Consider the following 13,569-nt stretch of genomic DNA (forward strand, 5'->3'; position numbering starts at 1 on the left):
TCGACACGCTCGCGGCCCTCGGTCACAGAGGATGCCTCCGGCGGGGGATCGGCCGGCACCGGGTGGGAGGGGGCGCCGTTCCCGGCCGCGGGCACATCGTGGTGAGCGTGGTGGGCTCCCATCCCGTCCGCCGTCGACCCAGGCAGAGCCGAGCAGACGCGGCCCATGGCGTCCAGGTCGTTCGTACAGTGGCGCGCTCCACCTGGACGCCATGAACCACGCCCGCTCCACGGTGTGTGGGTCGACGGCGGACGGGATGGGAGCAGGGAGGGTGGTGGTGAAGGAGTCAGACAGCCCTCAGGTTGGGACGGGCTGCCACGCTGGTCATTTCGCCACCACCGTCGACGACAGTGGGCACGAGACCAAAGACGTGCAAGTTCAACTCTTCAACCGTCAGGTTAATTTCCTCGGCCATACGCGAAACAGGAATCTTCTGAGATCGTAGCGTCGAAAAAACCTTGCTGAGCAACTGGGAACTTTCTCGTGAAATCCCGCCAGGCTCGCTGCGCCTATAACCCATCTGCGACAGTTGCTTGACAGTGGTTCGATAATTCCACTCGGTGATTAGGTCAAGGTCTTTCAGGCGATAAGTGAGAGCAACTGCGGCAACTTGCCACTTGAGCTTAGCGCTGAGGATTCTCTTGGCGTCAGCCGAGTAGAGCTTTTGAGCCAGCAATCCAGACCTCGGCATTAGGAATGCTGAGGCGAACTGCTGCGCTTCCTGCTCCGCTTCCTGCCCATGCGGAATCCGATGCTCGGAGTGCAATACCAGGTGTCCTAGTTCGTGTGCAGCATCGAAGCGCCCTCGCTCGCCACTCTTTTCCAGGTTGAGGACAATAAAGGGCCGTGTCCTTTTCCAGCGAAACGAGAAGGCGTCCACTGATGCGCAGTCTGCAGCTAGGGAGAAGACGCGAACACCGTGAGATTCTAGAAGGTGCACCATATTGGAGATTGGCGCCTCTCCGAGTCCCCACAGTGCACGAACCCGGTCCGCTGCATCTTCTGGAGAGAGGTGCGGCAGGGTTGGGACGTCCGGCGCTGGAAGCCCGAAGCTGCGCTCAATCCAGTCATTGATCTCCACCACGATCCGGCCGGCGCCGCGCGCAGAGTCTCTGTCCAGGGCGCTCATCTTTGACAGAGCGCGGAAGCTCACTGCGTCGAGTTCGATCTCCTCGACGTCAGGTGCAGCGAAAAAGGCCAGCGGGAGGCCCAGTGCCTCAGCAAGGGATTCCATCGTTTCAGGTGCTGGAGCCTTGTGCCCGTTCTCGAAGGCTGTAAGACTCCGCACCGAAATTCCGGACTTGTTGGCCAGAGAAGATAGAGTCATGCGCCTCCTCTTTCGCGCAAGCACCAACCGCGAAGCAGTAAGCATGACTCTATCTCCCTGTCCCAGGGGACCTAGATGGCTCCCTTGAATTCAACCGGAACGTCCACGGGCGCCGCGGGCGGAATCTCGTCCAGGCGCTTGATGTCGAATTCTGCGCCGAGGAACGGATTGTCATCGAGGATGATGCGTTCCAGCCAGGTGTCCACGTGCTTTCCGTGCATTCGCACAGGAAGGGACAGTTCGAACATCAAGCCCGCTTTGCTCGACTTGTAGAGGAGGAACCACGTGGGGAGATCGTTAGCCTCTATCTCCTCTTCCTCGATCTCGTCGAGTTCGGGGAAAAGGGACATCTGGCCAGAGTTCCGCTCGACGAGCTTCGCCACAGCAGAGCCCTTGGGATTCTTCGTTCGAACATCCCCAGAGAAGTCCGCCGCCTCCTCGCCAACCATACCCGAGCCGCTCACGGCGGTGATCGCGAAGGCCCCGGACGGATGGATGGTACGAAGAATCGACTGGGAGTTGCTGTAAGTCCAGGCATTCAGCGTCATTCTCTCCCGGAACGTGCGATTGCTCCGAGACCAGAAGGCATACCCCGCCATGCCGGGAGCGTCCATATCGGTACACAAACGCGCTTCGGCCAAGCCGCCTTCGATCGCCCGGCGCACATCCTTGGGCGTGAGGCCGAGCTCGCGCAGCCGCCGCACTGCGGCTTCGCCGACATGACACACGGGTTCCACGTGCCCTCCATGGGAGTGAAGTAGGTTCCAAAAACTCTACCTCACCTGAGGGCTGTTTTTTGGAACCTTGGCGATGGGAACACTAGTTCGGCTCCTCGGGTGGGTCAACTCGTCGTACGGACCTGGCGCAGCGGTACAGCACGGAAGTACAGCAACCTCGGAGAACGACTACGGCCGACATCACGTCTCTTGGCCGCTCTTGTGGCCGGTATGGCCGTCAACGACCGATCTGCATAGAGCTACGGATCAGAAGGCGTTACGAAGCGGGCAACATGCCGTGCGCGAGGCCCGTCACTGCTTAGGACCGCCCGGCGGAGGAGGGCCCCGGGTGCCTGGCGTAGCTGTCGGTGGCCGCGCGTAGTCTTCCAGCATGCGCAAGGGTGCGATCACACGCGACGCTGTGCTCCAGGCCATCGCCGAATACGACGAGCTTGGTCGGTCGGGGTTCCTAGGCAAGTACGGCTTCAGCGAGGCCCGCTCCTACCTCCTTCTGCACGAGGGGCGGGAGTACGACTCGAAGGCTGTTGCAGGGGCGGCCCATCTGTGGGATCACGGCCGAGCACTGTTGCCAGAAGAGTTCAGCGGCGGGAAGGAACATGCCACGGCATGGCTCAAGCGGGCCGGGTTCAAGGTCAAAGCCATCAAGAATCCGGACTGGGCGCGCGACGAACTGATCCTGGCCTGCCAGCTCGTGATGACCAACGGGTGGAAGGGCCTGGATGCGAACGACCCACGCGTCATAGAGCTGTCTGGCCTCCTTCAGCTCCTGCCGATTCATGCCGAGGTCGACCGCAGCGAGAAGTTCCGCAACCCTAATGGGGTGGCACGTAAGACCTCCGATATCGCTACGCATCACCCGGATTACGAGGGAAGACGCACCAACGGCGGCGCCCTAGACGTTGAGGTCCTGCACGACTTCTTGTCTCGCCCAGCCGAGATGGGCAAGGCTGCCGAGCTCCTACGTCAGGGCATCACCGCCGGAAACTTGGTGTCGCCGCCGCTGGACGAGGATCTGGATGCCTACAGCGCTCCCGAAGGTCGGTTGCTGATGAGTCGGCACAGGCGTCGAGAGCGGAACAAAGGACTGCGGAAGAAGAAGATTGCTGCGGTACTCCAACGAGGCGGAACGCTGGCTTGTGAGGCATGCGGGTTCGACTTTGAAGAGGTCTACGGTGATCGCGGAAGCGGCTACATCGAGTGCCATCACGTGGTCCCGCTGCATGAGGCAGGCGAGGGTCGCACGAAGCTCAACGATCTGGCCCTTATCTGCGCAAACTGTCACCGCATGATCCATCGTCGCGCCCCTTGGCCCACTCCGAAACAGCTGCGGATTCTTCTCCAGAGCCGTAGGGGCAGCACCAACGCACAGATTCCGAGCCAAGAGAACGCAGAAGCCGGCGACTCTGCCGCGAACGTGTCTTGAGACCGGGCAAGTTCGGCGACTCCTACGTGTAGCAACGGCTCCAGGTGCCGGGCTCAGGCGAGGCCCGCGGACACGGCGGACGGGGAACCAGCCCAGCCCTGGTCTGTCCGCCACACTGCCGCGATCCCATGGTGCTCAAGGAGATTGACGTACACGTCGCCAACGGGTTCGGAAAAGAGTGCCATCTTGTGGGGCTGGGAGTCCGCTGGATACAGGCAGAAGGCGTAGGTTGCGAGCTGCCCAAGGGCCTCTCGTACAGCCCCCGTGGCGTTGCCGCGACGGATGAACTTGGCTTCCGAGAGCCAATGAACCCCGTTCTTGATGATGACCAGGTCCCGCGGATGGACGTTGGTACCGACTTCGACGCCCTGCTCGCGCAGATACGTGCCGTACTGGTGCACGAGAGTTTCGTGGCTGCGGCTCTTGCGTAGCCGTCGCGCTGTCACTATCTGGACGTACTCCTCGTCGCTCTTGGGCGCGAAGTGCAGCAAGATCTCCTGGGACTGTGTGGGAGGTTGCTCGACCACCGTGACAATGGTGTCGCGGGTGGTCTGACGTACTTCTTCTCGCACTGCCAGGGCGTCTTGATAGAGGTTGATCATGCGGCTGAGGTCGGCCCGCAGAGTCTGCTCATCCGGCAACGCGGCGATTTCATAGGTGGTGGCCAGGATGTTGCCGGCTTCGTAGGAGCGCGGCAATCCTGACTGGCCGCCAAGGTCAATCGTGTTATCCAGACCAGCTGTTGCCGCGGTCGGGAGGGCTTCCCTGATGGCCGTGGCCTGCGCGGCGAGCCTGTGGCGGGCGTCGCGAGCGCCGAGGGCTTTGGTGATCTCGGTGACGCCCTGGTTGAGGCTCAGCGCGAAGGTCTTCCTGTCCTCGGCCAGGAGGTAGACGAGGTACATGCCGCGCGTAGCCGTCGTGGTCTCATCGGGGTCGAAGAACGACACCCAGGGACAGACTGCTGCATTACCTCGGCCGGGGCTTCCTTCGACGAGGTAGCCCGCTGGTACCAGGTGTCCTATCTCTGTGGGCGCTGCGCGGAGCAGGCGTGCAGCGTCGCTGCTAGTGCTGGCGTCGGAGCCCACCCCGAAGGTGGTGCCGACTTTGTGAAGGTAGTAGCCGAGCTCCATGGTGGGGATGCTACGTGTGGCCACTGACAACGGCCCATCGTCCTTTCTGAGAGGCTGAGTTGACGGCCGCTCCTCTTTGAGATTGGCCGCTGTAGCGCTAGGTCTGTCCTGGCCTCCGGCACGCCTGTCGCACATGCGGCGGAGGTATCGGCCAACGGCGCCCAGGGCTGCGGTTGGTGGTGGCCGTCAGCCCTGGAGCGGGTACCCGCTGATGAGCGAAAGGCGTCGGTCAGTCGTCCAGGGGGTCCGGAAGCTGGAACGTCTCCGCGTCTTCGCCGCGGGCCGTCGCGACGCGCAGGCCCAGCTCCTTGATGTGGTTAGCGGGGAGTTTGTCACCGACCACCAGATAGGTGATCAAGTCGGCGGCGAGGTTGTAGTTCTCCTTCTTCGTCAGGATGTTGTGCGCGGAGTTGATCAGGACGTCGCGCCACAGCGGCGCCGTGATCTTCCAGTCGAGCTGGTAGGCGCGGTCGACCGCGTCCTTAAGGGTCAGGTCCTCATCGGCCCGGAGAATCTGGGACAGCGCCTGGAACAGCACGATGTGGGTGGCCGGCTTGAACAGCAGCCCGTACTCAGCCTCCTTGGCGCGCAGCTCAGGGAGGAGCTTGGTGTTGTCCCGGCCGTACTTCAGCTTCGGCATGCCGTCCAGAACGGCCGCCCACCAGCCCTCCACGTGTTCGTAGCCCTGGTCGATCGTCTCTTCCGAGGGGCGGACGTGGGTCTTCTTCTCGTTCAGGTCGTCCGCCATGTCGTAGTACTCGGCGATGATGCGGACGGTCTCGTAGATGGCGCTCAAGGTGGTGAGCTGGGTACTGCGTTCGGCGATGGTGTTGTTCTTGTAGTTCACCAGCGACTCGCCCTTGTGGTTCCTGCCGGCAAGGGGGCCGCCGTCGTCCGCCAGGCGTCGGGTGAGGATCGCGAAGCCGTCGTCCTCGCTGGTGAGGATGTTGTCGCCGCGGCTGGTGTTCTTCGCGTAGCGGTTGACCTTGTTGAAGATCTTCCGGGTGTGCTGCGTGCTGATACGCGGCACGATGATGACGGTCACCTCATCGTCCCCAACGTCCTTGGCGTACTCGCCTTCAACGGTACGGGCGAGGTGGACCTCGCGCAGGGCGGCGAAGCGGTGCTGACCGTCGAGGATGATGCGCTCGCCGCTGTCGATGGTCAGGAAGCCGAAGGAGTCCTTGCCCATGGTGGACCGGTACGCCTTCGGCAGGCTCTTGGCCACCTCGCTGAGCGGCTCGAACTCCGGCTCCTCATCGGAGTCCAGCAGCAAGATGATGGCGCCGAAGAACCGGTCAGGAGAGTTGGCGAGGTACGGGGCGATCTCGGTGCGCACCCGGGTGTCGTTGAGCTCGCGCTGCAGTCGTTCGGTCAGGCCCGTGGTGGCCCATTCCTCCTGCTCACTCGCCGGCCGGGCGACCTGAACGAGGTCGCTCACCTTCATGGTGGTCACGTAGTACGGGGTCGAGCCCATCTGGGCCCGGATGGCCGTGTGAAGAGTTGCCACGCCTACCTCCTGAGGTTGTTTGTGGCTCCAAAGTATCTGTTTGCGTATACAGTTTGCAACTGATTTTGGAATGTTTGCAAAAACAGTCGCTCGTGATCGCGCAGAGTCACACCTGATCAACGGTGAGCTTGGTTTGGCCAGAAGGGTGAACCTCGATGGAGGACGACGCGACCCGCGGTCCCCAGCTCGGTGCGGACTATCTGTGGACAGAGGTGCCCTTGAAAGCGACCTGCACGACGATGACCAGCGGAGACGCGTGACTCACACGAGCCCTCCGGAGCCGTGTGCGCAGGTTCGAATCCTGCCGGGGGCACCTTGGATCAGGTGCCTAAAAGACCCCGTCATCAGCGGAGACGCTGAGGTCGGGGTCTTTTCGCTCCCAGAGAGCCTGGGGCCCGCCTCTTCCCGTCACAAGAAGCCAAGCGTGTCAGTGGCGTCCGCTTGGATGAGCGAGTGACCGTTCAAGACGTTGCTCGGCAGTTGCCCGAGATATCAGTGCTCCGCGCGCATTGCCGTTCCTTGTCCGTGCTGGAGGCGATCCTGAGCCCCGAGTGGGAAGGCCGGTACTACTCCTTCGACGACCGATGGTCCGATACGGAGTCGATGGCCTCCATGCGAAACGGGTCGGGCGACGAGTTCTCGATCGTCTTCTCCCCCGCCGGCGTCTGCATTCGCGGGTTCGCGCACGAATCACCGATGAGCCCCTACGCAGAGGACGGGCCCTGGCCGGGGGTGCTGGACGAGGTTCCCGATGTCTTTCGATCGTGCGTCGAGGAGCCCGCGTTCTGCGACGAGGACGGGATGCCAGTCGTCACAGCGTGCATGTGGCGTGAGACAGGCCATGCCTCTTGGATGACAGGAACGATCGACTATCCCGACGAGCAGCCGGACGACCCGGACGGTGCGGGGTCCCTTTTCCAACTGCTCGTGGACCGCTCACCGGAAGGGTTCCAGCGGTGGGCCGAGGATTACTACGAAGTTCCGGTGGCACTGGAAGCCGTGTCTCACATCTTCGCTTCCCGTCCTCTGATCGACTCAGTCGTCAACGCGTTGAACCCAGAGGTCACCTTGGCCGATCTCACCAAGGATCTCGCGGAAATCGGCTACCCGCTGAGCTGAGGGTTGTCCCGGGCAGCCGGCGAGGGTGAGGTTGTGGAGGCGAGCGATGCCAAGCATCGCGTGGTGAACGCCGTCGCCCTTGAGTCGGCAGTCGCGGAGGATCTTCCAGCTCTTCATACGGGCGAAGGTGCGCTCCGCCCGGGCGCGGACTCCGGTGCCGGCCGCGCGTGGACGTGGGCCGGACGCCGCAGTCAGGCTGCCTCGTCGTGATGCCCACGCCCGCCGCACCCTCACCTGGGCCGCCTCAACAACCTGGGCGTCGAGTCCAAGTCACCGTAGGATCAGCAGTCCCTTGCGCGCGTCAACCGACCCGTCAGGAGCCTTCGTTGACCCATGCCATGGACGCCTCGGCCGCCGAGCCCCTCGGGCCGGCGCGGCATCGTCTGGATCCGGCGGGCGGTTGCCCCCATGCGCTCAACGCGCGGCTGATGACGCGTGGCGCCGTCGCGCCGGTGCTGTTGCCGGATGACGTGCCGGGCGCGGTCGTGCTCGGTCACGACGCCCTCAGGGAATTCCTCGCGCACCCCGACGTCGCCAAGGACGCCCGGCATTTCGCCGCGCTGGCGGACGGGCGGATACCGCAGGGATGGCCGCTGCGCACGTTCGCGACGGTCCCGGGGATGACGACCGCGGACGGCGACGATCATCGCCGGTTGCGCTCGCTGGTGAGCCGCGCGTTCACCGCGCGCCGGGTGGAGCAACTGCGGCCCCGTGTCGTGGAGTTGGTCGACGGTCTGCTCGACTCGATGGAGCGGGCCGCGGCCGCCGACGGCGTCGTCGAACTGCGCCGGCATTTCGCGCTGCCGCTTCCGATGAGTGTGATCTGTGAACTGTTCGGCGTGGACGTGGAGTTCAGGGAACGGCTGCACCATTTGTCGAGCCAGGTCGTCGCCACCGACACGACTGCCGAGGAGGCGGTCGCCGCCAACCAGGAGATGGTGGCGGTTCTCGCGCGCATTGCCGCGGCCCGCACCCGGGAGCCGGGCGACGACCTCACCTCGGCACTGCTCGCGGCCCGCGCGGAGGACGGTGACCGGCTGAGCCCCGAGGAACTGATCGGGACGCTGATGCTGTTCGTGGTGGCCGGGCACGAGACGACACTCAACCTGATCACGAACGCGGTGCGTGCGCTGTGCGGGCATCGCGAGCAGCTCGACCTGGTGCGCGCCGGAGCAGCCACATGGTCGGACGTCGTGGAGGAGACACTGCGCTGGGACAGTCCGGTCAGCTACTTTCCGTTCCGCTATCCGACCCGCGATCTCACCGTCGACGGCACGGTGATCCCCCGCGGTACGCCAGTGCTCGCCGGGTACTCGGGCGCCGGCCGGGACCCGGGCGTGCACGGCGCGGACGCCGCACAGTTCGACGTCACGCGCCCGGCAAAGGGTCGCCACCTGTCGCTGGGTCACGGCCCGCACTACTGTCTGGGCGCGCCACTCGCCAGGCTGGAGGCGACCGTGGCCCTGGAGCGGCTGTTCGCCCGCTTCCCCGGTCTCGACCTCGCGGTGCCGGACGACGAGTTGCCTGCGCACTCCGGGTTCGTCGGCAACAGCGTCCTCCGACTGCCGGTCAGACCAGGGCCGAGCACAGCCGACCGGTGAAACCGGCTTCGCGGCGCGCTGGTTCCACGAAGGAGATGCCACACGTGGGGCTTTGCATGCGGGTAGTTGGCAGTGCGGCGGGCCTCGACCCGTCCCGTCTCACCACATCTTCGTACCGGGCCCGCCCTTGAAAGGCCCCTGTACCTCCCCAGTGATCCAACCGCCGTAGAAGTCACCGTCCTGCGCCATGACCACCTCACCGCCGACGGTGCACCGGTCCATGAGGCTCGGGTAGAAAGCGAAGTACCCGGCGAGCTGTGCGTAATCAGACTCAGGGCGCGGATAGCTCCAGGCGGCGCGACCACGCACGTCGTTTCCCACCACGACGTCCCAGTACTGGGCCGAGCCCTTCCACTCACACCACGTACTCCGACCACTGACGGGCACCAGAAAGTCGATGCGGACATCCGCCGGAGGAATGTAGAAGACCGGGGGGTGACTGGTCTCCAGCACCCGGACCGCCCTGCACGTGTCCGCGACGATCTGGCCCGCGCACTCGACACGCACGCGGCGGCCGTCCGCCCGCATGGCGGGTGGACGGGGGTAGTCCCAGACGGACTCGTTCTCCCGAGTGGCGGTGGACAGCGAAGATTCGTCTGCTCGCAGCGGGTCGAGATACACCTCGTCCTCGTAGCACCAGGCCCACTTCTCGCCGGTTCCCCAGGAGCATGCCACCGGGTGGCCGCTCGACTCGAAGTGGGCTGTGGCATGCGCTCCGGGCGAGCTGTCGCTGCAACCCACATGTCCGCAGGTCAGACAGAGCAACAGATCGGTCCGGGTACGTCCCCGCTGCGCGCAGGGCACGCACGTCTCGCCGAGCGGCGCCGTCTCCGGAGCTTCGCTCAGGACATGTGGACAGCTGCGGCCCGACGGGCGGCCCCCGTCAGGCCGCACCACCCACCTGCTCATCGGATGCCTCCAGACCTCAGCACACAGCGACCCTGCCCCCGCTGTGCGCCACAGGCATGGGCCCCCGTGCCCACCAGGACGGCATCAAGGGCAGGCATGACGGCTTCTCCGCCAACTTTGATCATGTGGACTATTCTCCCGATCCTTCGCCACGGGATGCGGGAGGCGGACGGCTCCTGCCGGACCGCCCAGCGGACGCGGAACATGCGTCTGTCCCGCGACAGCACGACCGTGGCCGTGACCGTGAGCACCGACGAAGAGAGGTCCTGCTCAAGCACTTCACGATGTCCGGGCCGAAGGGCAGCCGTTGGCAGTTGCTCCCGTTCGACCTCCATAACCCGGGACGGGTACGCAAACTGACGGGCACCGGTGCCTGTGGGCGCTCCGAGAACTTCATCGCGTTTGACTCCTCAACGGCTGAAGCGCTCTGGTGCGGGGTGGAGAAGCGCGTACCCGCGGCGCTCTCCGCCGTGCACGCCGGCACTCCGTTCGCCGACCCGCTTCACGTGGCGGCGCTGCGCGACCTAGTCGTGCTCCACTACGTCCGGTCGCTCCCTTCCCGCGCCGTGCACGCCGACGCGCTTCAGCGGGCCCGCGCGCGCCTGGTCGCCAAGGTGATCAGCCGGTATCCGGAGCAGCTGCGCCGCGAAGCCCTGCGCGAGACAGGCCTCCATCTGTCCGGACGGCAAGCTCTTCCGCACCAGTATCGAAGGCACCTTCTACAAGATGCGGGCTCTGGCTTCGAGGCGGCGGCTGGAGGTGATCACGACCGGGACGGGCCAGTTCCTGATCGGCGACAACCCGGCCATGACCCTGTCCGTGAAGGGGAGTCGCACGAGGTTCGGCATGGCGTTCGGCGACGCTCAGACCCTCATACTTCCCATCGGCCCAAGGCACATGGGCAAGAAGCCCTTCAGGACTCAGCCGTGTGAGACCGCCCGTCAAGCAGCGTGAATCACGCTCTGGCCAGGGTGGCTGCCCTCTCTCGCGTCGAGCGAGAGCGCCGGAGCGGCGGCTGAACGCCACCAGCGGGTACGCCGGCCAGGCGCGGGCGAAGTTCAGGGACCGGGGCCGGATCCTTCAATCCAGAAGCAACGGCACCGCCCCCGGGATAGAAGAACCCCATGGACCTCAACTCTCCCGTCGCCGTCGCCCTCATCGCGGCGTCGGTGTCCGTCGTCGGAACTCTCCTGACGGTGCGGGCCGCTGCGCGGACCAACCACAACGCTGCCGTCCAGACGCAGTTCCAGGAGATCATCAAGAAGCGGATCGAGTGTTACCCCAAGCTCTGGGAGATCCATATTCGCTACGAGACCAACTGGGCCCTCGCAGACAGGCCCAAGACCCGCGAGTGGGCGGAGCAGTACGCCCACGAACTCAACAACTTCAACCTCACAGGTGGCGTCTTCTTCTCCCAGCCCGTCTACGTCAGGTTCGGGGAACTGCGCCACTACCTGTCCCAGGCCGTGCACGACACTCCGCCAGGAGCCGAAGTCTCACCAGAGCTCACGTACAAGATCAGACTGAGTGTGTACGGCGGCCCGGGCTACGGCGATGGTATGTCCACCCACTTGAAGGACGACCTCGGCAGCTATCAGAGCGTCTCCCTGACTCAGGCGGGCAAGACGAGTGGACCGCTGCTGAGAAGGGCCTACGCATGGTTGCCCCGAATCGCCCGCCGTTGACCACTCGACCATCCCTGCTGTTGGCGACGTCTCTGGTCAACACGTTGAGCGGTCCGTGGACTCGGTGGCCCGACCATCTGCCGGCGCCGGCGCCGAAGCCAAAGGGTCTTTGACGGGTTCTTCATAGGTTCTTCATAGGTCGCGCTCTACCTTCGTCGCGGCCGGTCCGGAGGGGGCGGTGAGGGGCAGGGGGAGGAGGCCGTAGGGATGCGTGCGCGTGTGGTGTTCAGGGGGAGATTGTGGGTCGTGGGGGTTGCGGCCGTCGTGGCGTTGGGTGTTACCGGTTGTGGTGGTGGAGGGAACGGGGGCGATGACGAGGTCGCTTCCGTGGCGACGGGGAAGGGTGGGGGCACCGCGGCCTCGCGTGGGGCGTCCAGTGAGTTGGGCGACTACGTCGAGGCTCAGCGCGCGTGGGTCAAGTGCCTGCGCGGCGCCGGGCTCGATGCTCCCGACCCGGATGCCAAGGGCAAGGTCGACCTGGGTGATCAGTCCAAGTGGAAGCGCGACCCGAAGGCCCTCGCGGCGCAGGAGAAGTGCGCGGACCTGAGCGTGCCGGTGCCCGACAGTGTCGAGAAGGCGCAGCAGCCGGAGCTATCCAAGGCGGAGATCGCCAAGAACCGGAAGTACGCGCGGTGCATGCAGGACAACGGGGCCTCGGACTTCCCCGACACCGACGCCGGCGGACACTTCCAGGACGTCACGTGGGACTCGACCTCGGCCGGTGCCAAGCGCGCCACCCGTGCCTGTGCCTCCATCATCGGCATTCCCGACGACGCCCCCACCCCCAAGGGCTGACGGCGCAGTGGACGACGAATACGGCGCGCCCGGCCCGCGACGCGGCAGGCGCGGGCCGATTCTGATCGTCGGGGGGTTCGTGCTGGTGGCCGCCGTCAGCACCGTCGGTGCGCTCGGGCTCGGAGGCGGCGGCTCGGACGACGACAGCGCGGTTCCGGGCCGCAGTGGGCAGGCGGTGCGGGTGACGCGGGAGACGCTCACCGATCAGACCGAGGTGGACGGACAGCTCGGTCACGGGCTCGAGGTTCCCTTCCCGGTGAAGGCGGAAGGGACGATCACCTGGCTGCCCGAGCAGGGCGCCACCGTACGGCGCGGGCAGCCCGTGTTGCGGGTCGACGACCGGCCCGTGACCTTGATGTACGGCAGCCTGCCCATGTATCGGGGCCTCGCTGTCGCCACCCCAACCGATCGGAGTTCCGGGACCGAGAAGTCAGGGGGATCCGGAGAGTCCGGAGGATCTGAGGGCTCCGTAAGTTCCGGTGGCCCCGCCCGCCCCAGTGACCCCGGTGCCCCCGGCGGCGCCACCCGCAGCGCCGCCACCACCACTCCCCTGCGCGGCATGGACGTCAAGCAGTTCGAGACCAATCTCGCCGCCCTGGGGTACTCCGGCTTCACCGTGGACGAGGCGTACAACGAGTCCACGGCGGCAGCGGTCAAGCGGTGGCAGCGGGATCTCGGGGTGCCACAGACCGGCAAGGTCGGCATCGGAGACGTGCTGTACGCGCCGGGCACCGTGCGGATCGCCGGCACCAGCGCGCAGGTCGGCGCCGCGGCGACCGGCAGTCCGGTGACGTACACCACCACGCGTCGCATGGTGACGGTCAACGCCGCCGCGAATGAAGTGGGTTGGGCACAGCGGGGCACCACGGTCGACGTGGATCTCCCGGACGGCACGTCCGTGAAGGGGACCGTGGCGAGCGTCGGCAAGGACGCCAGCGGGGCCGGATCCGGATCCGATGCGGGCGGGGACGGCGGCGGTGGCGGAGGCAGTGGGTCCGGCGACAAGGCGGCCACGGTCGTCGTCGTGGTCACCTTCGCGAACCAGGCGTCGCTGGGCAGGCTGCAGAGCGGTCCGGTGACCGTGCGGTACGTGTCCAAGCGGCACAAGGACGTTCTGGCCGTGCCGGTCGCCGCCCTGGTGGCGCTCGCGGAGGGCGGGTACGGGGTCGAACCCGCCAACGGGGAGGAAGACGCCGGCGGCGGCCCGGCGGGTCGTTTCGTCCCCGTGAAGACCGGGCTCTTCGCGGACGGCAAGGTCGAGATCAGCGGGCGGCTGGTGCGCGAGGGCATGACGGTGAGGATCCCCGAGTGAGGGCGGAGCATGACACTCCCG

At 65.6% G+C, this 13,569-nt stretch carries 11 protein-coding genes and 2 pseudogenes; 6 read left to right on the top strand and 7 right to left on the bottom strand.

The features are described 5' to 3' along the window. Positions 1 to 286: 286 nt before the first annotated feature. Positions 287 to 1,372, bottom strand: coding sequence for a helix-turn-helix domain-containing protein (locus ABT127_RS19650; RefSeq protein WP_351451392.1), 1,086 nt, complete (start codon positions 1,370 to 1,372; stop codon positions 287 to 289). A gap of 26 nt (positions 1,373 to 1,398) precedes the next feature. Next, positions 1,399 to 2,064, bottom strand: a complete 666-nt coding sequence (locus ABT127_RS19655) for a hypothetical protein (protein ID WP_351451394.1) — start codon at positions 2,062 to 2,064, stop codon at positions 1,399 to 1,401. 370 nt (positions 2,065 to 2,434) lie between these two features. Between ABT127_RS19655 and ABT127_RS19660 the strand changes: the two genes are divergently transcribed. Further along, positions 2,435 to 3,487, top strand: coding sequence for an HNH endonuclease (locus tag ABT127_RS19660; protein ID WP_351451396.1), 1,053 nt, complete (start codon positions 2,435 to 2,437; stop codon positions 3,485 to 3,487). 53 nt (positions 3,488 to 3,540) lie between these two features. Here ABT127_RS19660 and ABT127_RS19665 read toward each other — a convergent pair whose 3' ends face one another. Together ABT127_RS19665 and ABT127_RS19670 are read right to left on the bottom strand one after the other, a co-directional pair. Beyond that, a complete protein-coding gene (locus ABT127_RS19665) occupies positions 3,541 to 4,617 on the bottom strand; it encodes an MrcB family domain-containing protein (protein WP_351451398.1) in 1,077 nt (358 codons plus the stop codon). Positions 4,618 to 4,846: 229 nt separating this feature from the next. Beyond that, the gene (locus ABT127_RS19670) at positions 4,847 to 6,127 is read right to left on the bottom strand and encodes a DNA sulfur modification protein DndB (RefSeq protein WP_351451400.1); all 1,281 of its coding nucleotides are present in this window, start codon (positions 6,125 to 6,127) and stop codon (positions 4,847 to 4,849) included. Positions 6,128 to 6,580: 453 nt separating this feature from the next. Here ABT127_RS19670 and ABT127_RS19675 point away from each other — a divergent pair, with 453 nt between their 5' ends. Then, the gene (locus ABT127_RS19675) at positions 6,581 to 7,246 is read left to right on the top strand and encodes a hypothetical protein (protein WP_351451403.1); all 666 of its coding nucleotides are present in this window, start codon (positions 6,581 to 6,583) and stop codon (positions 7,244 to 7,246) included. Here the strand turns inward: ABT127_RS19675 and ABT127_RS19680 are convergent. Further along, positions 7,163 to 7,396, bottom strand: a pseudogene (locus ABT127_RS19680) (hypothetical protein); the annotation flags it as partial. The gene ABT127_RS19675 and the pseudogene ABT127_RS19680 sit on opposite strands and share 84 nt — an antisense overlap. A 188-nt stretch (positions 7,397 to 7,584) precedes the next feature. On the opposite strand from ABT127_RS19680, the gene ABT127_RS19685 reads away from it, so the two are divergent. Then, the gene (locus tag ABT127_RS19685) at positions 7,585 to 8,847 is read left to right on the top strand and encodes a cytochrome P450 family protein (protein ID WP_351451747.1); all 1,263 of its coding nucleotides are present in this window, start codon (positions 7,585 to 7,587) and stop codon (positions 8,845 to 8,847) included. 99 nt (positions 8,848 to 8,946) lie between these two features. Here ABT127_RS19685 and ABT127_RS19690 read toward each other — a convergent pair whose 3' ends face one another. Together ABT127_RS19690 and ABT127_RS19695 are read right to left on the bottom strand one after the other, a co-directional pair. Next, positions 8,947 to 9,468, bottom strand: coding sequence for a DUF427 domain-containing protein (locus ABT127_RS19690; RefSeq protein WP_351451749.1), 522 nt, complete (start codon positions 9,466 to 9,468; stop codon positions 8,947 to 8,949). Then, positions 9,469 to 9,756, bottom strand: a pseudogene (locus ABT127_RS19695) (UBP-type zinc finger domain-containing protein); the annotation flags it as partial. A gap of 1,124 nt (positions 9,757 to 10,880) precedes the next feature. On the opposite strand from ABT127_RS19695, the gene ABT127_RS19700 reads away from it, so the two are divergent. From ABT127_RS19700 to ABT127_RS19710, 3 genes are all read left to right on the top strand, one after another. Further along, positions 10,881 to 11,441, top strand: a complete 561-nt coding sequence (locus ABT127_RS19700) for a hypothetical protein (protein ID WP_351451406.1) — start codon at positions 10,881 to 10,883, stop codon at positions 11,439 to 11,441. 327 nt (positions 11,442 to 11,768) lie between these two features. Beyond that, the gene (locus ABT127_RS19705; protein ID WP_351451409.1) at positions 11,769 to 12,236 is read left to right on the top strand and encodes a hypothetical protein; all 468 of its coding nucleotides are present in this window, start codon (positions 11,769 to 11,771) and stop codon (positions 12,234 to 12,236) included. Positions 12,237 to 12,243: 7 nt separating this feature from the next. Beyond that, entirely contained in the window at positions 12,244 to 13,548 is a 1,305-nt protein-coding gene (locus tag ABT127_RS19710) for a peptidoglycan-binding domain-containing protein (protein WP_351451411.1), read from the top strand. Positions 13,549 to 13,569 lie beyond the last annotated feature (21 nt).

It is taken from the genome of Streptomyces sp. NPDC001904 (assembly GCF_040297005.1).
Lineage (GTDB): Bacteria > Actinomycetota > Actinomycetes > Streptomycetales > Streptomycetaceae > Streptomyces.

What these genes read in the sequence shown, in the direction of transcription:
- ABT127_RS19650 (WP_351451392.1), bottom strand. Translation starts at nt 1,372, where the DNA reads ATGCTTACTGCTTCGCGGTTGGTGCTTGCGCGAAAGAGGAGGCGCATG.
- ABT127_RS19660 (WP_351451396.1), top strand. Translation starts at nt 2,435, where the DNA reads ATGCGCAAGGGTGCGATCACACGCGACGCTGTGCTCCAGGCCATCGCC.
- ABT127_RS19665 (WP_351451398.1), bottom strand. Translation starts at nt 4,617, where the DNA reads ATGGAGCTCGGCTACTACCTTCACAAAGTCGGCACCACCTTCGGGGTG.
- ABT127_RS19685 (WP_351451747.1), top strand. Translation starts at nt 7,585, where the DNA reads ATGGACGCCTCGGCCGCCGAGCCCCTCGGGCCGGCGCGGCATCGTCTG.
- ABT127_RS19700 (WP_351451406.1), top strand. Translation starts at nt 10,881, where the DNA reads ATGGACCTCAACTCTCCCGTCGCCGTCGCCCTCATCGCGGCGTCGGTG.